Genomic DNA, 21026 nt, shown 5'->3' with positions numbered 1-21026 from the left:
TCTTTCTCCCCCAGCTAAGAGTCCCCCTGCCTACACAACGATTGATTATTTTTTTAATTGGAAGTCCCTTAGTGGGATAGGTTCAGATAAATCTGGGAATCAGGAACATTGAATTAGAGTGCAGCCATAGTCATTGATCTTCAGCAAGATACGATAAATTAATAAATTTAATAGGGTTGACATACAGTCGTAGTTCCATATTTCGCCTACGCTCAAATTAGAGACGCTTTTAGTCAGGCGTTGAATTTCTGTAGCGAATCTAAACACAAGCCATGCAACTTGTCCCAAAAACTAAGCCAGCCGTAGAACTTGACCCAATCCTAGAGAAGATTATTCTAGATGTTGGGGGTATGAAGTGTGCTGGGTGTGTGAACGCAGTAGAGCGACAGCTGATCCAACATCCAGGAGTCAAGAGTGCCTGTGTGAACCTAGCCACAGAGGTAGCAGTTGTAGAATCAGAAGTTGGTGCAATAGATGCAGATGCACTGGCACAGCGATTAACATCTGTTGGATTCCCGACTCAACCTCGAAAAGCTAATGGCATAGCAGGCGAAATATCAACCTTACCAGATCCAGCAGAACGACAACGCCGAGAAATGCGTTCTTCTCTATGGCAGTTGGCGATCGCTGCGGTGTTGCTGATATTGTCGGGAAGTGGACATTTTGGTAATCTTGGTAGCTCTGTGCTGCCAGTGCTAAATAATATCTGGTTTCACTGTGGACTAGCGACAGTAGCGCTGTTAATACCCGGTCGCCCGATTATAGTAGATGGCTGGCTGGGGTGGCGGCGAAATGCGCCTAACATGAATACCCTGGTGGGATTAGGAACGCTGACAGCCTACATTGCTAGTTTAGTAGCACTGCTTTTTCCCCAATTGGGTTGGGAATGCTTCTTTGACGAACCAGTAATGATGCTGGGCTTCATTCTCTTAGGAAGGACATTAGAGCAACAAGCTAGAGGTCGCGCGGCGGCTGCATTTAGGAAATTATTAGCACTCCAGCCACTCTTAGCGCGATTGATTGCCAACCCAGAGAAAGCCGGAATAGGTTCTTTTAGTGTTGAGATTCCCGCTGAACAGGTGCGTGTCGGTGAATGCTTACAAGTGCTGCCAGGTGATAAAATCCCCGTTGATGGTGAAGTAGTGGTTGGTCAAACAACGGTTGATGAATCAATGCTAACTGGGGAAGCAGTGCCAGTAATCAAGAAACCAGGAGATACGGTGACAGGAGGGACGCTAAACCAGTCAGGAGCGATCGCTATTCAGGCAACCCGTACTGGAAGTGATACAACTCTAGCTCAAATTGTTGCCCTGGTAGAAGCTGCCCAAACTCGGAAAGCTCCAGTACAGAAATTGGCAGATACAGTAGCTGGTTACTTTACATACGGAGTACTGACAGCATCTGTCTTAACATTTGTTTTTTGGTACTTTTTCGGCACTCATATTTGGACTGATATTACCATGTCTGGTGGCATGGAAATGATCGGGCACGCTGATCACTCCGTAGAGACGCGATTAATCGCGTCTCTACCAACCCCCTACTCCCCCCTATTAATCAGCTTAAAACTAGCGATCGCAGTTATGGTAGTCGCTTGTCCCTGTGCTTTAGGACTTGCCACACCAACAGCCATTCTGGTTGGAACTGCTATGGGCGCAGAACAAGGTTTGTTAATTAAAGGTGGCGATGTTTTAGAAAGAGTACACCAGTTAGACACCGTAGTATTTGATAAAACTGGCACTCTCACCACAGGTAATCCCATCGTCACAGATTGTCTGTTAATTGAGGAAATGGGTAATGTGGACTGGGGACTGGGGAAGAATAACAATGCTCAATCCCTAATCCAACTAGCAGCAGCTGTAGAAAGCGGTACTCACCATCCCCTAGCAAAAGCGATTCAGCAAGAAGCACAGCAGCAACAGTTATCTATTCCAAAGGCTGTAGACTTTCACACGGAACCAGGGCTAGGGGTATCTGCTGTAGTAGAGGATAAAGTTGTATTGTTGGGTAACTGGGAATGGTTGAGTTGGCACGGCATTGCCATTAACGAAACTGCACAACAGGTAGCACAGGATTTGGCAACAGATGGTAAAACAGTCGTTTGCGTCGCAATTGGGGGAACTTTAGTCGGACTAATTGGTGTTTCTGATACCCTCAGATCGGATGCCCGATCGACTGTAGACAAGTTGCGTCAGATGGGCTTACGGGTAATGTTACTCAGTGGCGATCGCCAAGAAGCAGCTAGCGCCATAGCCAAACAATTAGGATTAGATAGCGCTGATGTAATCGCAGGTGTTCCCCCAGCTAAAAAAGCAGCAGCAATACAGTTTCTACAGAAAGAGGGACTGGGGGCTAGGGATTGGGGACTAGGAAAAATTCTTCCCAATCCTCAATCTCCGTTACCCCTTATCCCCAGAGGGGGCCCCACCTTCCCCAAGCCCCAATCTGTTGTGGCAATGGTGGGAGATGGAATCAATGATGCTCCAGCTTTATCTCAAGCTGATGTCGGAATTACCTTACACTCCGGGACAGATGTGGCGATGGAAACTGCTGAAATTATCCTAATGCGCGATCGCCTAAACGATGTCGTCGAATCTATTCAGCTTAGTCGCGCCACCTTCAACAAAATCCGCCAAAATTTATTCTGGGCTTTTGCATATAATACACTTGGCATTCCTTTAGCAGCAGGTGTTTTATTCCCTAGTTTGGGTTTTGTGCTTAACCCATCTGGTGCTGCTGCATTAATGGCTTTTAGCTCAGTTAGCGTCGTCACCAACTCAATATTATTACGGCGATTCGCTCATCGTCTGTAGAATACTTTTTTACGCATCCAATTTGCCACCACAAATTTTAGTTATCAAAACAAAATTCAGGAGTCAGTCGTCAGAATACCCTTGTTGTATTCTGAGCAAAAAAGCAGCAGAGGGATATAGCAGTTACCAACGTGGTGAGGTACATTTTCAAACCTACTAACCTTGGTAAACAAGATTTGGGTGTATTTCAGTTGCTTAAGAAACGCTATAACCGAATTTAAGACACCCACCAAACTGAAAATTTGGTGGTTATCCACTGATTGATTCAGAATTCACAATTCTGAATCAATCCCATATATAGCAAACTTCTCGGTAGTTAGGACATTGTTGATTGCTCAAAACCTTGAAACAACTGGATTTTTTCTCAGCACGGGCTAAACCTTAGCTATCCGCTAACAGCACTCTGCTATAAAGTTAAACTGAGTCGGTATTCAAGTTTTATCAGTGCACAAAGCTTTTTAAGACACTTACCAAAGCTATCATAGCTACTGGAGTAGAACGATCATGTTCTACTCTTTCAAGGTATTATGCAATTTTAAAGCTTATTTAGATTAGCACTACAGACTGATGGTGCGCGAAAATGGCAAGATACGATACAAAACAAATTTTAATCAATACAGTTCCACCGATTTGTCAATGGCAGCAGAAACCAATGAAAACCATCTACTGATTATTGAAGACGATCAAGGTCGCAAAGAATTTTCTCTGGAGGACCCCGTCTACTCTATTGGTAGAGACCGCGAATGTAATATCCGTTTGATGTCGCAGTTTGTCTCCCGCCGCCATGCCACATTAGTGAGATTGCCACGAGAGCATAATAGTCATAGCTACTATTACCGGATTGTAGATGGCGATGCCAAAGGTAAACCTAGTTCCAACGGTTTGATGATTAACGGACGCAAGATACCAGCTCACGATCTGAAAAATGAAGACGAGATCGTTTTTGGCCCTCAAGTACGTGCCATTTATTACCTTTTAAGAAATACTCAGCGTTTAGGACAAACGGATTCGAGCGAGTACGATATTACACTAATAAACCCCGGTATGGCAGAGGATTTAGAGGAATAAAAGAATGAATTATAACTACCAATCACAGTCTGATACTCCCACCGACTAAAGCCGGGGAGTATAAATTCAATCGCCAAAGCTATCCTGCAATACTTTCAATCAAATGCCAATGGCGGCTACTTTCAATAGCTTGCTTGATTAACTCAAACATTTGTCGGCAGTAATTATCTAGGTGAATTGGTAGTTCTTCATTTTTAATTACAATACTCATCCGAGTTTCTGTTTCAGTAGATTTTGATTTATCAATCAGTACTTCTACTGTTGTTAATTTAGGAAAAGGAACATTTCCAGGAACCTCACGACCGATAATATATTCGGCTGTGTGATATTGAATATCCAACTGACAGTCCTGTAGAAGTTCTACAAGTAACGGCAACAGATGGTCACTCTTGACAGAAACAATAAATGAACAGGTATAGCGAGCCATAATAGCCCCACGCCTTGCAACACTGCGTCCATCCTATAATACCGAAGTATCTAAATATAAAGATTATTAAAAAATCAAAGTTTTTGAGAGCAGGTACTCCCAGATATCCAGTCAACGAAGAGGCAGATCGCGCAGCGTGTCGTAAACAAGGCAGGAGGTAAACCCCATAAATAAATTTAGGCGTTCTGTGAGTGTCAGCTGAACGGGGTTTCAATAAGGACGCAGTGTTTTTTGTGGCGCTTTCCGCTCGAAATACATATTTTATTCTTTCTTGTCTAAGATACGCTCCACGAACATAAATAAATTTACTCGATCTTGAAGAAAGTGGCAGAGGGCAAAAAATAAATATATTTTCTTCCACCTGCCTCCTGCCTCCTGCCACCTGCCTTCTTTGGTAAGCTGAAAGTTTGATCAAACTTTACAATAAAGGTTTGGCTGAGGTAGAAAATGAAAGTCGCAATTACTGGAGCAACAGGATTTGTTGGTAGTCGCTTGATACAACGATTACACGGAGAAGGTCATAAAATAGTAGTATTAACTCGGAATACCACTTTTGCTCAAAAGGTTTTTCCATCTGAGTCTTTCCCCAATGTAGAAATTATTGCCTATACACCAAATGCATCTGGTTCTTGGCAAAATATCATCACTAGTTGTGATGGCGTAGTTAATTTGGCAGGAGAACCTATTGGTGAAGGACGCTGGACACCAGAACGGAAACAAGAAATTTTCAATAGTCGGAAGTTAGGTACACAAAAAATAGTTGAAGCAATAGCCAACGTTAATCCTAAAACGGCAGTCGCTACAACGGGCAGCCACCCCCTTGCGGAGGTTCCCTCCGTTGGGGGGAGTGGCGTGGGAACCCCTGCAACGCGCAGCCTCCCCTCTGTGTTAATTAACGCTTCGGCGATTGGCTACTACGGCACTAGTGAAACGGCAACTTTTGATGAAACCAGTCTATCTGGTAACGATTTTCTTGCCCAAGTCTGCCAAGCTTGGGAAGCTGAGGCGAGAAAAGTAAAAGATGCTGGTGTACGACTGGTAATTTTGCGTTTTGGGATTGTCTTGGGCAATGGTGGTGCTTTAGGTAAAATGATTCCACCTTTCAAACTCTTCGCTGGTGGTCCTATTGGCAGTGGTCGGCAGTGGTTCTCATGGATTCATGTAGACGATTTAGTTAACCTGATTTTGCAAGCTTTAACTAAACCGGAAATAGAAGATGTATATAATGCCACTGCCCCTAACCCAGTCCGAATGGCAGATTTAAGCCAAACTTTGGGACAAGTGATGAATCGACCTTCCTGGTTGCCTGTTCCTGCTTTTGCGATCGAAGCTCTTTTAGGAGACGGGGCGATAGTAGTTTTAGAAGGTCAGCAAGTTATCCCAAAACGCACCGTGCAAACAGGCTTTGAATACAAATATCCTAATTTGCAATCGGCGTTAACACAAATTCTTAAATAGATTCAAAGGCACTGGGTACTGGGTAATGGGATTGGGGGCAAAGAGGCAAAGAAAAAAGACTTACTGCAACTTCCTTCTCCTCTGCTTCCCTGCTTTTTTCCAGTCCCCAGTCCCCAGTCCCTTGACTATTGACTAGAAATAAATTTTTTGGAAACCCAACTGATAATACCGCTGAGAATGGCACCACCCATGAGGATGCCAATTGCGGGGTTAAACAAGGGTTGCCACAGTTGATGCCATAAATCCAAACCCAGGTTTACTCCTGCGGCATCACCGATCGCAGCGATCGCTAACCAGCCAAAGCCAAACAAAACCAAAAAAACATCGGCGACTAAAACCATGTTTAGCCAATTTAACAATTTATCTTTCATGATTGGATTGGGGATTGGGGAAGGTGGGGCCCCCTCTGGGGATAAGGGGTAATGGGGATTGGGTACTGGGGATTGGGAATGGTGGGGCCCCCTCTGGGGATAAGGGGTAATGGGGATTGGGGATTGGGAACAGACAACTTAGAGACTTACTTGAATAAATTCCCCCTTGTCCCTCTTGTCCTCCTGGTTCTCAGTCCCCAGTCCCCATCCTCTACTTTTCAAACAGCCAATTTTTAACTTTTGTTAAACTCTGCCAATCTGGTTTTCTACTTAAACCGTCCTCAATACTATTTTTTATTTCATCACTCCATTCTTCGTTGACAAAAATCAACTGCTGTGCTATATCAATATGTTCCCGCAAACCTTTTTGCTTTGTTTCTAGCATTGCTAAGGCGAGATTGATTCTAGCCTGGGGATCTTGTGGATTTAACTTGACTGCCTTCTGTGCAGCTTTGTAAGCCAAATTGGGTTTGTTATCGAGTAGATACAACCACGATAAACAAACCCAAGCTGCACTAGTTTTAGGAGCGCGATCGCACACTTCTTTAAACACAGGGATTAAAGATTCTGCTGATTCTCCTGCTTTATAGCGTTCTAAACCTGTATCAAACAGGGATTCAACTGTTTGAGTCATATTAAATTAATCATGAGTCATTAGTCATTGAGCGTTTGTCATTTGTCTTTCGTCCAATAACCAGGGACGACAAATGACAACTGACAATATTACACCCCAAATGACTTACCGCAACCACAAGTTTGATTAGCATTGGGGTTAGTGAATTGGAAACCACCGCCAATCATGGCATCGCTGTAATCGAGCATTAAACCGTAGAGATATAACAGACTTTTGCGATCGCTGACAATTTTGAAGCCATCGTAGTCAAAAACTTCATCATGAGGGGCGATCTTACTAGTGTCTTCAAAGTCCATCATGTAAGACATCCCAGAACACCCACCCTGACGCACTCCTACCCGTAAGCACAAGTCTGTGCCTTGCTTGTCCCGGAGGGATTTTACTTGGTGCAATGCAGCTTCGCTCAACAGAATTCCGCGTTGTTGAGCCTCAATTGCTTGTGTCATCTGCTTTTTCAACTCCTTAATTAGTATAAGCTTTACCCTATGTCGGCTTGTTAATGCTTCTGGGTTGCTCGTTGGGTGTTTTTGTATTCATTCTAGCGGCTTAGATGTTGCAAGATGCCAAATTGTAAACACTCCGTCAAAAGTAGCCAAAGATTTTTATTCTAGAATTGAGAGACTCAATGTGTTTATACATTCGGTATTCTTAAAATTCAAGCCTTGCGGCAGCAACAGAAGCAACCACCCTTCAGGTGCAGCCATAAAAATTTAATCCGAGGCTAGTTAGCCCCCAAAGTTTACTTCCAAATTGCTTCTTTTGATCTCTATGACAAGTTTTAATCGCTCTACCAGTCGTCGGTTGAAGAAATTAACTCAAATTCCTTCTGTATGGGAGGGCGATCGCCGTCCGTTGTCATCACCAAACCAGCAGTCAGATTCAGAGGCAAAGGGAGAATGCATTCTTTGGGTAGATTACTCCCAAGGTGTTGTTCGAGGAATGGACGTAGTAGCTTCAGATATCGGCCCAGAAGCAATAGTTCGCACTTTAATGCAAGCAATGGAGCATCCTCAGAGTCCAGCAAGACCTGCTAGACCTCAAAGAATTGTAGTCAAAGACCGCGAGATCCAATTTTACCTGCGGGGAGTGCTGCAAGATTTAGATATCGCCATTGACTACGCGCCAGAACTGCCTTTAATTGACGAACTATTTCGGGGATTCGCCGATATCCTCGATAGTCAAACCCCTGACTTACCTCCACAGTACGCGCAAATATTGCGAGAGAAAGCATTTGCAATTTGGCAAGCAGCACCTTGGGAATTTTTGGAAGAACAGCAAATTTTGTCAATCGAGATTAATAAGTGGGATGTTGGCACACTCTACGCCTCAATTATGGGAATGCTAGGAATGGAGTATGGGATTTTGTTTTATCGCTCACAAGAGTCTTTAAAACAGTTTCGTGCCGCAGTTCTAACAGATGAAGAATCAACAGAGCATCTAGAAGAAGCGTTCCTCAAGCAAGATTGCCTGTTTCTCACTTTTGAAAGCGTTGATGAAACTGATGAAGATGACGATAAAGAAGATGATTTGGCGGATCTGCCACTATCAGAAATTGACCCTACTTTTGGTAATATTCACCCCTTAGAAGGACTCCGGTCTGTTTTGTATGACGAAGAAGCATTGGTAATCTTGGTTGCGATCGAAAGCCTGAGTCGCTTTATTCGCGATCACCGTCGCCAACTTCATGAAGATATCTTCTCTACCCTCAGCCGTCGCTATCGCATTTCTCTGCCGCAGTCAGAAGAATCAACTAAATCTGTAGCTGTGACAGTCTCTACCATGCCGCAATTAGCAGCAGAATTAGAGGATATGACAGGCTTTGGTATTGACGATCAGGAGATTGACAATCTTGATTTCCAATCATTGCAAGATGACTTGATACCAGAAGATTCCTTCCTCAGCTTAGGTGTAGTGTCCTGGGAAATGCTGGATTCTCTACGAAAAGGGGTCAGCTACCACCAGGCTAGTGAAATCAAACAAGTGGGTGATGGTTTGCCGGTGATTTTAATTCAAACTTCCCGGCCTAAGGCGAAGACTGTAATTGAAAGAATTGAAGCAGCAGGTGGATTGAAAGCAATTTGCTTTAATCCAGGTGCCGATCCTTTTGATGGCGATCGCTACGACCTGGGTTTATTGCAAACTCAAAATGGCGAATTGTTCCTATTCGGTGAATTTTTAGATGAAGATCCGATTCATGTCGAAGCCCGAAAAAAATGGAATCAACGGTGTAAAAATACTAAGGGCTACTGTGGTTTAATCATTGCCAAAGGACTAACTGGAGCCTCCCGTGGTAATCCTCAGTTACGAGATATGATGGCTTTGTTTGAAGGGCGATCGCTTTCACCAAAAGATTTAGGTATTGGTACTCTCCAACTTATGCCCCAACTCAAATTTGATTAATTGCATGAATTACTGCAATCCTGAATCTAAAATTATCAGTATGAGAAATTAAGTTGATGTGTATTTGATTGACATATTGACTGAAACTGCATTTAAGAGAGGAAAAGGGTAAGGCTTTGTCTGTGTGTTAACGTTTACCCCTTCCATCTTTCCTATGCAGTCTTTTAACCGATGGCAGAGCGTTTCTGGTTACACTCAGTCTTCGTCATCCGTGTACCCATCACGGCGTGGCATTTTGTAATGAATATTCATGTATATGTCAATACTAATAGGCCTACCAATCTTAAAAGCAAACTTTATCTAAATTTCATGAAGTACCTGTATTTTTATAGTTTTTTAGTCTTTTTAGGCTTACCCTCTTCAGTATAAATAACTACAAGATCATCAAACATTGTCTACAAAGACTGCTTAAATCAAATTTGACTGATGCACTTAGATATTGGAATCTTTTTTTTAACAATTTTTTGAGTTTAGCATCCTGTTATATATCAATATCATTAAGCAAAAGTTCAGATATATATCTTTTTCTTTGTAATTTTTTTATAAAGGAGAAAAAATAGCTTTGGTAGTGTCTAAATGAAGATTATTTAAAGCGCGTAAATAATAGCTATAATAAACACACTGCCGAAAAAACTAAAATATACAATTGTTTTTATAGGTATACTTACCAAACAAAAATAGTTGTAATTACAATTTTATTGACAGTATTTTATATCTTAGCTTAGGTACCAAAAGAAAATTTTATGGCAAAATTATAGTGCCTTAATTGGCTAAAAATGATTCACATAACTTCCAGATAGATGAATAAGAAAAATCGCAAAAGCTTGCTGAGTTTCAAGCAAGTTATATCGCTGTAAGGAAAATGAAATATGCAAAAGTTTATTGCATTGTGACGATAAGTTATTATAAAAATATGAAATAAAACTAAAATATTAGTATCGACAACAGTCAAGTGACATCATATTGCAAGTGATTAATTTGTCTGTGTAAAATTACAGATATTGCTGTCAAAATTTAATAAATTGCTTGGCAATTTACCCTCAGTAGACTGAGTTTTGTCGTCTTTTTTGTAGCTACTATATTGGTACTAAAAAGCAATCAGCTTGATCGAGGTAAGCCAAATTCATAACAGATCAAGTAGCTCTTAACTGCTTGGTTATAGATGGGTGTTTATTTGAAAGCGATCGCTTATTTGCCTACTTTCTAAATTACTTTCACGTTGTGTATATACCACTCTAACCCACCTGTAATACCAGCATTTCAGCATGACAATGATTCTGAAGCTTTATTTTTTTGTGTTCTAGCAGATATTCTTTCCAAGCGGGTTTGACAAACTTGAGAGAAGAGAGAAGGTCAAATGCTTTCAATGAAGAATAACTTTGGAAATCTTCATTGAGTCAATAGTAGGTGTCTCGAATTCATTTAGAAAACTTCATTGTCAGACTTTGCTCATGCTGTTAGTAGGGTTATTATCTTCAAAAGCAACTATGTGTTATTTATGCTGTCACAATAGTAACAAATAAAGTGTAGTACTTTAATTTTTTTAGAAAATAATCAATCCTTTGACAAAACAAACATTTTTAATATTAATGGTATTACTTGATTTCCAGATACAAACTCTGATAACCTTATCGGTTCCCTCTTTAATTTAGACTCTTTCGATCATCTAAATATACAGCAGATAGCATGATAATGACAAATAAAAAATGGGCAGTTAAACGCATAACAGTTAATCTCGCAACGCAGGAAGCGGAAAAACTAGAAAAATATTGTCAACAAACAGGTAGACCTGCAACTGATGTGATTCGTGAACTGATTAGAAGTTTGCCTGTCTCCGATGACAGCAAAGATGCAAACAACTAAGAAGTTACTTTCACAACTTATCCAAAAAACTGCTTTGCCATCAAAAAAATATCTATGAGACTTTTGAGAGTCCACCGCTATGGACAAAAGTTTGTCTAGATGATACAGACGCGTTTTTATCGCGTCTGGTCATTTACCGGGGCTAAAAAAAGTAATCAAAGAGGTTTTAGTATTGATATTGGCAAGCCTTAATATGCTGCTGGAGTTGATATTAAGTAGCAAATTCCGACACCAACCCAGTTACAATCTGTAAAGAAACTGAAAAGGAACGACGGAATGCGTGTTGCAATTGTAGGTGCGGGACTGGCTGGGCTAGCAACCGCAGTAGATTTAGCTGATGCTGGTTGTGAAGTAGAGATTTTTGAATCTCGTCCTTTTGTTGGTGGTAAAGTTGGCAGTTGGGTTGATGGAAATGGCAACCATCTAGAAATGGGGTTACATGTATTTTTCGGGTGCTACTACCAACTATTTGACTTAATGAAAAAAGTGGGGGTGTTAGAAAACTTACGCCTCAAAGAACATACCCACACTTTTATTAATAAAGGGGGGCGCACTGGTGCTTTAGATTTTCGCTTTCTTACAGGTGCGCCTTTCAATGGCTTAAAGGCATTTTTCACTACTTCTCAACTATCGTTGCAGGATAAATTGCAAAATGCGATCGCTTTGGGTACTAGTCCGATAGTTCGCGGATTGGTAGACTTTAATGGGGCGATGAAAACTATCCGCAATTTAGATAAAGTTAGCTTTGCCGATTGGTTTCGCAGTCATGGTGGAAGTAATGGCAGCATCAAGCGTATGTGGAACCCCATTGCCTACGCATTGGGATTTATTGATTGCGAAAATATGTCTGCCCGTTGTATGTTAACCATATTCCAGCTATTTGCAGTTAGAACTGAAGCTTCAGTTTTGCGAATGCTGGAAGGTTCTCCATCTGAATATTTACACAAACCAATTCTGGAATATCTGGAAGCTAGAGGCACCAAAGTTTATACGCGCCGACAAGTTCGGGAAATTCAGTTTACTGAGTCAGATAAACAAACCCGTGTCACTGGTATAGTAGTTGCCCAAGGAGATGCAGTAGAAACGATCGCAGCTGATGCTTATGTTTTTGCCTGTGATGTTCCAGGAATTCAACGCATCCTACCCCAGGAGTGGCGTAAGTGGTCAGAATTTGACAATATCTACAAACTGGATGCCGTGCCAGTGGCCACAGTACAGTTACGCTTTGATGGTTGGGTAACAGAACTGAACGATGGAAAGCAACGCAAACAGCTAAACCATGCGGCTGGAATCGATAATTTACTTTACACAGCCGATGCTGACTTTTCTTGTTTTGCCGATTTAGCGTTGACTAGCCCTGCTGATTATTATCGCCCAGGACAGGGATCTTTGTTACAGCTAGTGCTGACACCAGGAGATCCGTTTATTGCCCAAAGTAATGAAGCGATCGCACACCATGTCCTCAAGCAAGTCCATGAACTGTTTCCTTCGTCGCGGGAGCTAAATATGACTTGGTACAGCGTGGTAAAACTTGCTCAATCTCTCTACCGGGAAGCGCCAGGGATGGATGCGTACCGTCCCAACCAAAAAACACCAGTAGATAATTTCTTCCTTGCAGGGAGTTATACTCAGCAAGACTACATCGATAGTATGGAAGGTGCTACTATTTCTGGACGGCGTGCAGCAAAAGTGATTTTGGAGAGTTTAAAGAAATAACGTAGACACGTAGTGGCTTGCCGCAGGCTACTCCAAAGGATGCAAAGAACGCAATCGCAACGCATCTCATAGAGAAGGAATAAAAGAAATGTCAGACTGGTTAGAGCATACTGTGCAGGTAGAAGTAGAGGTTCCCATAGATTTAGTATGGAGCCTCTGGTCTGATTTAGAGCAAATGCCTCGGTGGATGAAGTGGATTGATTCAGTGAAAATTCCGCCAGATAATCCAGATATATCTCTTTGGAAATTAAAAACTGGCAGTCTAGAATTTACTTGGCAATCTCGAATCCTCAAAGTTATTCCTAACCAAATTATCCAATGGGAATCGGTTGATGGTTTGCCGAATCAGGGAGCGATTCGCTTTTACGATCGCCAGAATAGTAGCATTGTCAAAATGACGATTTCCTACGCTATCCCCGGACTTATTGGCAAAATTATGGATAACTTATTTTTGGGGCGAATAGTTGAATCGACAATTCAAGCTGATTTGGAAAGGTTTAAAGAATACGCGTTGAATGTTAAAGCTAATTGATATAGATAGCAAAAACAGACCGTAGGAAACAATATGTATATGACACTTATTAGAAAAGGTCATAATCTTTTATGAGTTTATTGTAAATTTTGTGAGAATTGAATGCGTCACATTAATTTGAACGTCATCAATGAATCTGGTGAAGTAAAGACACTTTTTTCAAAAGGAGTACCTTGCTTTAAAGCTGATGCAGGAACTTACGATTTTTATATTGGTGGTAAATGCATAGTTTATCCACTCGGTAGGATTGCAACAATTCTGAAAGAGACTTCATCTCATGACGTTGTTGTTCAGTTTCATAATGGTGATATAGAAATTGTGAATTTGCACAATCTTTCTTTTTAGTGAAAGTCTTTTTGGTAGTTCAAATCCTTATAATCCAGCCTCATAAGATGGTTCTGGAAGTTGCTCGCCGACAGCTTCGTAAGCACTAATTAGAGACTCTAAGGCTTCAATTCCATTTGCCACAGCTAACTCGTAAGTATCCCCATGAGTCCGCCAGCGTTGTCCTGGAAAATCAGGGAATCCTACTAATAAACAATCATCTTCCTCAAACCACTTAATTACCATTTGGTATTTAAGCTTACTCATCTTGTTTATTTACCTTTACTTCCTCATTTGACATTTTAAATTTAGAGGGTTAAAAAACTACCAAGTTGGATCGCTAAACAAATTAATCGTCAATTCCTCGCGTGGCGGTACTGCGCTGATACAAGCGCGAATGATTTCTCCATCCTCTAATTCGACGGTGCAAGCGTGACAAGACCCCATCAGACAACCGGTGGGAATAAATACCCCAGCCCGGTCTGCTACATCTAAGAGGGCTTCTCCCACTTCGGCATCTACTGTAACGTCATCTGGTAAAAAGCGGACACGAACAATCATCAATGTTACGCATTTAATTTAGGGCGTGTCATTTGTCATTTGCAAATGACCAATGACCAATGACCAATGACTAATGACATTTCAACGCATTTTAGCTTAAGACAAAAACTGACTTAAGTCTAAATGGCTTTCAACTTCAATGGCTAGAGAGTCTAAAATCTGCTCTCGCTGTTCTCGGTAGTTAGCAACACCAGTGGGCAAAGATTTTAAACCCCGCTGTTGACGGAGGCGATTTAACCAAGCCCGTCGCCAAGGCCCATTGTCAAAAAGCCCGTGGAGGTAACTGCCCCACACTGATTGACAACTATCTACTAATCCTAAATTAATATCGTCAAACAGGGCATGGTATGATTGGGGATCTATGCCTTGCTGTTCGATGCGCGATCGCCCTTGATGGATTTCAAAGCCATTAACTGGCAAGCCTTGTTGTGGATAATTTGAGCTAACTTGGCGCTGGCGGGCGATTTTTTGTCCTGTAATTACAGTTCTAATTGGTAAGAGATTTAACCCTTGAAATCTGCCCGCTTGTCCCTCTATTCCTTCTGGATCGGCAATGATTTGACCGAGCATTTGATAGCCACCGCAGATACCTAAAACCGTTCCCCCAGATGCAGCGTAGTTTTGAATAGCTTCTGCCATACCACTTTTTTGCAACAGTAGCAAGTCAGCAATTGTAGTCTTTGTACCTGGAATAATCACGGCGTCAGGATGTCCCAAATCTTGCTTCGGACTTAAGTATTTAATTGAAACTGTACTTTCTGATTCTAGTGGGTCAAAGTCGGTAAAATTGGCAATTCTTGGTAAGCGGATGACGGCAATGTTGAGGTCAGTTTGGGCTTTATTCGATGACGATTGACGTTCTAGCAGGTCAAGGGAGTCTTCTGCGGGAAACATTTGTTGCAAGTAGGGTATAACACCGATAACGGGGATACCTGTGCGTTCTTCTAACCATTTTATCCCCGGATCTAAGAGCGATCGCTGTCCTCGGAATTTATTAATTACTACACCCTTAATTAAGGCGCGTTCATCTGGTTCCAATAATTCTAATGTGCCAACGACATGGGCAAAAGCACCACCCCGGTCAATATCAACTACCAATATGGTTGGTGCATTCAAATATTTTGCCACCCGCATATTAGTTAAGTCGCGGTGCTTGAGGTTAATCTCTGCTGGACTACCAGCACCTTCACAAACCAGCAGGTCAAATTCTGTTCCTAAATGCTGTAGCGATTCTTCAATTGTCCGCCACCCTAATTCAAAATATTGCTCGTAGTAATCTGAAGCACTTACTTTACCAACAGACCTACCTTTGATAATTACTTGCGAAGTCATATCCCCTTGGGGTTTGAGTAAAATTGGGTTCATTTCTACCCAAGGCACGACTCCCGCCGCCCAAGCTTGCACTGCTTGGGCATAGCCAATTTCTCCACCACTGGCGGTGACGTAAGCATTTAAAGCCATATTTTGACCTTTAAAGGGAGCCACTCGCCAACCACGCCGTGACAGAATGCGACAAATCGCTGTAGTTAAAAGTGATTTCCCTGCATGGGATGTTGTCCCCACTACCATAATTGATTTCATAATTGCTATCACTTAGTTTTTCAAGATACAGAGTTAATTTTTAGGAGCGAACAACAGGGAGCAGGGGAGCAGAGGAAAAAGTTGCAGTAAGTTTTCCCCTCTGCTCCTTTGCACCTTTAGCTTTTATGCCCAATGCCCAATGCCCCATGCCCTATACGTAATGCCCACTATAACCATCACAAATTGCAGTTGAATGGTTATGGTAAAGACTTCATAAATAGATGTGATGTTTCCGTATATATTGTTCCCTTTGATTCCCTAATCCTAACTCTTGGATTTTTTATTCTAAAAAGGTTTCCGTAACCAACGAATCAAAGCATCAGAGAAATGATCGCGCCATGAAGGAGTACGCCAATTTTTTCCGTGATACTGTTCTACTAACTGGCGTCCCAAGGGAGTGAGACGAAAACTATCCGTAATTCCCTGACCATCGACTTCTCGGCGCAATACACCTACTTCAATCAACCAGCCCAAAGCGTTATCACAGGCTAATTCTGATAAAGGGCGTTTAGTATAGCCCTGCTTGAGTCCATTTTCTAGAGCGATCGCAGCTAATGATACACTCTGGTGTGCCATCACTTCAAATAAAGATAAATTGAAGGATGAACACACTAGCGATCGCTCTGCTCTTTCTACTGTGCTTTGAGGATAGACAAAAATATTTGGGTTTTGGGAATCAACAGCAGCCATTGTGTATTGGTAAAAGTTTTTCTTCTCACAAAGATTAATTTAAGAATATATTTTTTCTTGTATCAAGCACCCCATTAAACCAAAATTAGTTACCGAAAGTATATTTCTACTATTTTTTAGTAATTATATTTAATCATTATAAATTAATGTAAAATTTCAAGTGCATCAACAATCTGAAACAGGAAAAGTTTATTATGCCTCTAGCAGTTGGTACGGATGCACCTGCATTTACCGCCAAAGATACAAACGGCAACACAGTCTCTTTATCTGATTTTGCCGGAAAGACGGTTGTTTTGTATTTTTACCCGAAAGATGATACTCCAGGCTGCACCAAACAAGCCTGTAGTTTCCGGGATGCCCAGTCTCAATATCAAGGTAAAGATATTGCAATCTTGGGAGTAAGTGCAGATGATGAAGTCTCCCATCAAGCATTCACCCAAAAATATAATTTGAATTTTCCCTTACTGGCTGACAGCGATAAATCCCTCATCAAAGCTTTCGATGTGGATGGCGGCGGTTATGCCAAGCGCGTCACTTACGTAATTGACCCCAGCGGCAAAATTACTCATGTTGACGCTAATGTAAATACCAGCAACCATGCTAGCGATATTTTATCTGCACTTGGATTGTAGTTTTTTACCCGATCATTCAAGATTTTTTAAATAGTCTTAACCCCAAGCTTTTACAGCTTGGGGTTCTTTGTTTGAATTCAGTTACCTGATGGTGGTGTCACTAATGGCGGCGTAACTGATGGTTGTGTAACCGTTGGCAAACTGAGGGTTGGTTGCTGTTGTTGACCTTGAATTAGTTTTTGTTGCCTTGCTTTAAAGGCTGCTGCTGCTGAGTTTAGTTCTTGGTTCTGTTGGTTAGAATCCCAGTTGAGAGTCCCGAAATTTGCCCGATGAATCAGATCAAACATATTGAAATTGTCTGAGTTGGAACGGGAGAAAGGATCGGTATTTTGGTCTGTTGTACTATTACTGGGGAAAGCATCCGTTGGGCTGCTGATTTGAGCGGAACTTGGTTGAGCCATGAGCAAGGAAGCAAAGCTAATTCCTGCTACCGTAGCTACAAAGAGTCTAGTAATTTGTAAAAATGGTTTTTTCATGGGGTTTTGACTCTAAAATTGATCTATTTTATTCTTTTTAAGCTAGAGTGCGCCGCAGTTGGGGTTGAATACTCACTAAGGCGACTAGGGCAAAGCCAAACAACACGAGCAATGCTCCCCCAAAGGTAACATTGCCCCAAGGAGCCTGCATAACTACACTACCTAGTCCCCAATTACTGTGGAAATAAAGATAGCGGATTGGTTCGATCGCATAGCTGAGAGGATTTAAGGTAGCCACAACCTGTAACCACTGAGGCATGAAGGATAGAGGTGCTAAAGCAGTACTAGCAAACAATAATGGTAGGTTAGTGACGAAAATCACTGCAATCAATTCAATGTGTCCCGGTAGAGCAAAAGCTAAACCGAGGGAAATGGCTGTTACACCCAAAGCTAACAGTAAGACAATTAAAGCGATCGCACTTAAACCTGCTACATCAGGTAGTCCAGCACCCAAAAATGCTGCTGCTGCAACGATTACGGCTGCTTGCAATAAACTTTGGCTGATGATGAAAATTGCCGAAGCAAAAACAATGGAAAACCGCGATGCTAACGGTGCTACCAGCAAACGATTCAAAAAGCCGAACTCGCGGTCAAACATCACGGGTAAACCAGCATTCAGTGCCCCAGCAAAGGCTGTAAACACAATGATGCCAGCCGCCAAAAATTGACCGTAATTTGTTGTATTGCCAAATATACCCTTGGGAGCATTTTGGAACAAAGCACCGAATAGCACTAACCACATTACTGGCTGAATAATTCCAGCAATCAAAGATGAAGGACGGCGTTGCAACTGAATAAACAAGCGACGAGTTAAAGCTAACGTCTCTTGTACCAATTCACCGAAAAAGTTAGGTGTAGTATTAGCATCTGCTTGCGGCGATGCTAGCGGCTGCCAATTGATATCAGATTTAGGAGTAACACTCATGATTGGGGATTGGGGATTGGGGATTGGGGATTGGGGATTGGGGATTGGGGATTGGGGATTGGGGATTGGGGATTGGGGATTGGGGATTGGGGATTAAGGATTAAGCATTGGCAAAACTCTTTCCCAGTTCCCAGTTCCCAGTCCCCAGTCCCCAGTCCCTATCTCATATTCTGCTTTTTCTCAGCTTTGGGATCGCGGGTGGCGACAGCTGCCAGTTCTGCATCCAATAAGGTGCGTCCTGTGGCGGCGAGATAAACGTCATCAAGGCTGGGGCGAGATTGGGCGATGCCAAATATGGGCAAGCCCGCAGTATTCAGCGCTTGCTGTATGTTAATCAAAACATCATTCTCAGGTGTGACTACCAAGTTGAGCGAATTACCTTGAGCGCTGTTGATGATGACTTCTTGAACAAAAGGCAAAGGTTTCAGGAGGTTTTTGGCTTTTTCAGCTTCCTCAATCGGGGAAAATTCGCGGATTCGCAAGGTAATGCGATCGCCCCCTACTCGATCTTTTAATTGTAATGGTGTATCACTGGCAATGACAACGCCGCGATCTATAATTGCCACGCGATCGGCTAAAGCGTCAATTTCTTCTAAGTAATGGCTGGTAATTACTACAGTCGTCCCAGAGGCGCGTAATTTTCTGAGGAAATCCCATACCACAAAACGGGTTTCTATGTCAAGTCCTACAGTTGGCTCGTCCAGCACCAAAACATCCGGTGCATGGAGCAATCCAGCAGCCAAGTCTAGGCGCTTGCGTAAACCACCAGAATAGGTTCCTGTCTTTTTGTTGGCGTATTCTTGCAAACCGAGTAAATCTAATACCGTTTCAATACGCTGTTTGGCTACTGCGCCTGGAAGGTGATAAAGTGCTGCTTGCAATTGCAGCAGTTCTTTTCCAGTCAACACCTTATCTATAGCGACTTCCTGAGCTACATAGCCTAGTAGTTGTCTTGCCACTTTCGGATTATCTAACACAGAGATGCCAGATACTTCGATTTTGCCAGCATCCGGTGTCGTCAGCGTACACAAAGCACGCAAGGTAGTAGTTTTCCCAGCACCGTTAGGGCCAAGTAAACCAAAGATTTCTCCTGGTTCTACCTGAAAGGAAACATCTTGGACGGCAACCACAGTACCGTAACGTTTTTGCAGATTTTGAATTAAAACGGCGGGAGCCATGACAGCCGATCCCCAACTATACAAATCTCAATAAAGTCTACCCTTATTGTAGAAGGTAGAGAGCAAGGAAATAGCGCATGAGCGAAAATCTGTAAATAAGTTCGCATCATGCGCTATGCTGCCAAAAATTTTTAATTATTCTAAACAAGTTGGTTGATTGCGTTTGTAGCGAAGCAAACCAAATACTACAGCAATTAATCCTAAACCTGGAAGATTTGCAGGTTCTGGAACCTTAGTATGTGTGGGAGGCTTCGGCGGATTGTAGTACTTAGTTGGGACATTTGGCAAATCGCCATTAAATAGATAGTTGTGAGATTCGCCATTTCCCGTCAAAGAAGCTACGACTACATTGCCGTTAACTTGACCGTTATTGAAATTGAAATTAGCCAAAGGCGCAAAAATACTACCTTGGATGCCAATTCCACTAGCAGTTAAGTTTGTTGCTTCATAAAAGTTGTAAATTACCTTTTGTTTATCTGCGCCAATGATATTAAACCCAAAGTTTTGCAGCGAGACATCCTTACCGCTGATATTGACAACGATGGTTGAATTTGCATCTCCCTTAATTTCAAAATAGTTTGTCTTGGAGACAGATGAGCCTGCAAGATTAAAAACATTGAAAGCAGTACCACTGCCACTAAGGTTAATAGCACCCCAAGGTTGAACCGTTGTATTACCAGTAGGAGTTAAAGTTGCCAAATATTCAGATAGTCCTCGCAGTTCTTTCCCTGCTTCATTGAAGTCAATGGGATTACCCTTGCTGAAAGTTCCTTGAGGAAATCCCACATTGCTGGCTACATTGGCGCTGCCTCCATAGACAGCATTACCGTGATAGACTTGACCGTTGCTCAGAGTTAAATTCTGTCCAGCGACTACTACGTTGCCGCCATTGTCAGAAAGTCTGCTTCCAAGTCCGCCGACGAAATTTATGTTACCACTAGCAGCAACTTTTCCTTCGATATCTGTATATTTTTGAGAGATATCTCCCAAAACAAATACATTGTAATCAGAGGCAGCACCTAACTCAACTGCATTCGCTCTTGCTGAAAAACCCAGCGCTAGAGTAACTACAATCGGAGCTGCTACTAGCCCCCAATTATAATAAGTTTTTGATTTCATTTTTTAGTTATTAAGCATCAACATTATCCTATGGGTATAAATTAAAGATTGCACTACTCTGCTAGCTATTTTTATTGAAGTTTTACATTGGTATAACGACTGTATATTTTTCTCTAAATCATCTGCTCAACCGCATATTTACTGTTGACTGCATAAATTAAATTTTTATCAACAGGTTCAGCTAGAGAAGAGGAACAAAAAAATCTTTCTCCTTTGCCCCTTTGCTTTTTATTGACAGGATTAGTAATTGAACAGAACTTA

21 protein-coding genes are annotated in these 21026 nt (G+C 42.0%); 9 read left to right on the top strand and 12 right to left on the bottom strand.

The features are described 5' to 3' along the window. Positions 1-272: 272 nt before the first annotated feature. Positions 273-2810 (top strand): heavy metal translocating P-type ATPase, encoded by a 2538-nt coding sequence (locus tag V7K79_RS19925; protein WP_335049717.1) that lies wholly within the window; start codon positions 273-275, stop codon positions 2808-2810. Between the two features lie 636 nt (positions 2811-3446). Then, positions 3447-3878, top strand: a complete 432-nt coding sequence (locus tag V7K79_RS19920) for an FHA domain-containing protein (protein ID WP_442938958.1) — start codon at positions 3447-3449, stop codon at positions 3876-3878. A 79-nt stretch (positions 3879-3957) separates the two neighbouring features. On the opposite strand, the gene V7K79_RS19915 is transcribed toward V7K79_RS19920, so the two are convergent. Continuing rightward, complete coding sequence (locus V7K79_RS19915; protein ID WP_335049715.1) at positions 3958-4305, bottom strand: hypothetical protein; 348 nt, start codon at positions 4303-4305, stop codon at positions 3958-3960. 447 nt (positions 4306-4752) lie between these two features. On the opposite strand from V7K79_RS19915, the gene V7K79_RS19910 reads away from it, so the two are divergent. Next, on the top strand, positions 4753-5763 hold the full coding sequence (locus V7K79_RS19910; RefSeq protein WP_335049714.1) for a TIGR01777 family oxidoreductase: 1011 nt from the start codon (positions 4753-4755) through the stop codon (positions 5761-5763). Between the two features lie 125 nt (positions 5764-5888). Here V7K79_RS19910 and V7K79_RS19905 read toward each other — a convergent pair whose 3' ends face one another. The 3 genes from V7K79_RS19905 to V7K79_RS19895 form a co-directional block, all read right to left on the bottom strand. Continuing rightward, positions 5889-6134, bottom strand: coding sequence for a hypothetical protein (locus V7K79_RS19905; RefSeq protein ID WP_334894665.1), 246 nt, complete (start codon positions 6132-6134; stop codon positions 5889-5891). Between the two features lie 211 nt (positions 6135-6345). Next, the gene (locus V7K79_RS19900; RefSeq protein ID WP_335049713.1) at positions 6346-6768 is read right to left on the bottom strand and encodes a tetratricopeptide repeat protein; all 423 of its coding nucleotides are present in this window, start codon (positions 6766-6768) and stop codon (positions 6346-6348) included. Between the two features lie 89 nt (positions 6769-6857). Further along, positions 6858-7214 carry an iron-sulfur cluster assembly accessory protein gene (locus tag V7K79_RS19895; RefSeq protein ID WP_292857252.1) on the bottom strand — a complete coding sequence of 119 codons (357 nt, stop codon included), beginning with the start codon at positions 7212-7214 and terminating at the stop codon, positions 6858-6860. 322 nt (positions 7215-7536) lie between these two features. Between V7K79_RS19895 and V7K79_RS19890 the strand changes: the two genes are divergently transcribed. The 5 genes from V7K79_RS19890 (at position 7537) to V7K79_RS19870 (ending at position 13624) form a co-directional block, all read left to right on the top strand. Continuing rightward, positions 7537-9168, top strand: coding sequence for a DUF6930 domain-containing protein (locus V7K79_RS19890; protein ID WP_335049712.1), 1632 nt, complete (start codon positions 7537-7539; stop codon positions 9166-9168). Between the two features lie 1686 nt (positions 9169-10854). Continuing rightward, positions 10855-11031, top strand: coding sequence for a CopG family transcriptional regulator (locus V7K79_RS19885; RefSeq protein ID WP_292857258.1), 177 nt, complete (start codon positions 10855-10857; stop codon positions 11029-11031). Positions 11032-11307: 276 nt separating this feature from the next. Further along, positions 11308-12747, top strand: a complete 1440-nt coding sequence (zds, locus tag V7K79_RS19880) for a 9,9'-di-cis-zeta-carotene desaturase (RefSeq protein WP_335049711.1) — start codon at positions 11308-11310, stop codon at positions 12745-12747. A gap of 88 nt (positions 12748-12835) precedes the next feature. Next, a complete protein-coding gene (locus tag V7K79_RS19875) occupies positions 12836-13279 on the top strand; it encodes an SRPBCC family protein (RefSeq protein WP_335049710.1) in 444 nt (147 codons plus the stop codon). 102 nt (positions 13280-13381) lie between these two features. Then, a complete protein-coding gene (locus tag V7K79_RS19870; RefSeq protein ID WP_335049709.1) occupies positions 13382-13624 on the top strand; it encodes a hypothetical protein in 243 nt (80 codons plus the stop codon). A 27-nt stretch (positions 13625-13651) separates the two neighbouring features. Here the strand turns inward: V7K79_RS19870 and V7K79_RS19865 are convergent, their stop codons facing one another. The 4 genes from V7K79_RS19865 to V7K79_RS19850 form a co-directional block, all read right to left on the bottom strand. Continuing rightward, complete coding sequence (locus tag V7K79_RS19865) at positions 13652-13870, bottom strand: type II toxin-antitoxin system HicB family antitoxin (RefSeq protein ID WP_335049708.1); 219 nt, start codon at positions 13868-13870, stop codon at positions 13652-13654. 57 nt (positions 13871-13927) lie between these two features. Further along, a complete protein-coding gene (locus tag V7K79_RS19860) occupies positions 13928-14164 on the bottom strand; it encodes a 2Fe-2S iron-sulfur cluster-binding protein (RefSeq protein ID WP_322733411.1) in 237 nt (78 codons plus the stop codon). 96 nt (positions 14165-14260) lie between these two features. Beyond that, the gene (gene cobQ, locus V7K79_RS19855; protein ID WP_335049707.1) at positions 14261-15745 is read right to left on the bottom strand and encodes a cobyric acid synthase CobQ; all 1485 of its coding nucleotides are present in this window, start codon (positions 15743-15745) and stop codon (positions 14261-14263) included. A 285-nt stretch (positions 15746-16030) separates the two neighbouring features. Continuing rightward, entirely contained in the window at positions 16031-16435 is a 405-nt protein-coding gene (locus V7K79_RS19850; protein ID WP_335049706.1) for an Npun_F0494 family protein, read from the bottom strand. 194 nt (positions 16436-16629) lie between these two features. On the opposite strand from V7K79_RS19850, the gene V7K79_RS19845 reads away from it, so the two are divergent. Further along, positions 16630-17067, top strand: a complete 438-nt coding sequence (locus V7K79_RS19845; protein WP_335049705.1) for a peroxiredoxin — start codon at positions 16630-16632, stop codon at positions 17065-17067. Positions 17068-17144: 77 nt separating this feature from the next. On the opposite strand, the gene V7K79_RS19840 is transcribed toward V7K79_RS19845, so the two are convergent. The 4 genes from V7K79_RS19840 to V7K79_RS19825 all read right to left on the bottom strand — a co-directional run bounded on the left by V7K79_RS19840 (position 17145) and on the right by V7K79_RS19825 (position 20765). Then, positions 17145-17543, bottom strand: coding sequence for a hypothetical protein (locus V7K79_RS19840; protein ID WP_335049704.1), 399 nt, complete (start codon positions 17541-17543; stop codon positions 17145-17147). Between the two features lie 37 nt (positions 17544-17580). Next, positions 17581-18468, bottom strand: coding sequence for an ABC transporter permease (locus tag V7K79_RS19835; protein ID WP_335049703.1), 888 nt, complete (start codon positions 18466-18468; stop codon positions 17581-17583). A gap of 158 nt (positions 18469-18626) precedes the next feature. Beyond that, on the bottom strand, positions 18627-19646 hold the full coding sequence (locus tag V7K79_RS19830; RefSeq protein ID WP_335049702.1) for an ABC transporter ATP-binding protein: 1020 nt from the start codon (positions 19644-19646) through the stop codon (positions 18627-18629). Positions 19647-19781: 135 nt separating this feature from the next. Then, a complete protein-coding gene (locus V7K79_RS19825) occupies positions 19782-20765 on the bottom strand; it encodes a choice-of-anchor A family protein (protein ID WP_335049701.1) in 984 nt (327 codons plus the stop codon). Positions 20766-21026: the final 261 nt, after the last annotated feature.

The sequence above is a fragment of the Nostoc sp. genome (assembly GCF_036917575.1).
In the GTDB taxonomy this organism is placed as follows: domain Bacteria; phylum Cyanobacteriota; class Cyanobacteriia; order Cyanobacteriales; family Nostocaceae; genus Nostoc.
This window is presented reverse-complemented; position numbering and strand designations above follow the sequence as displayed.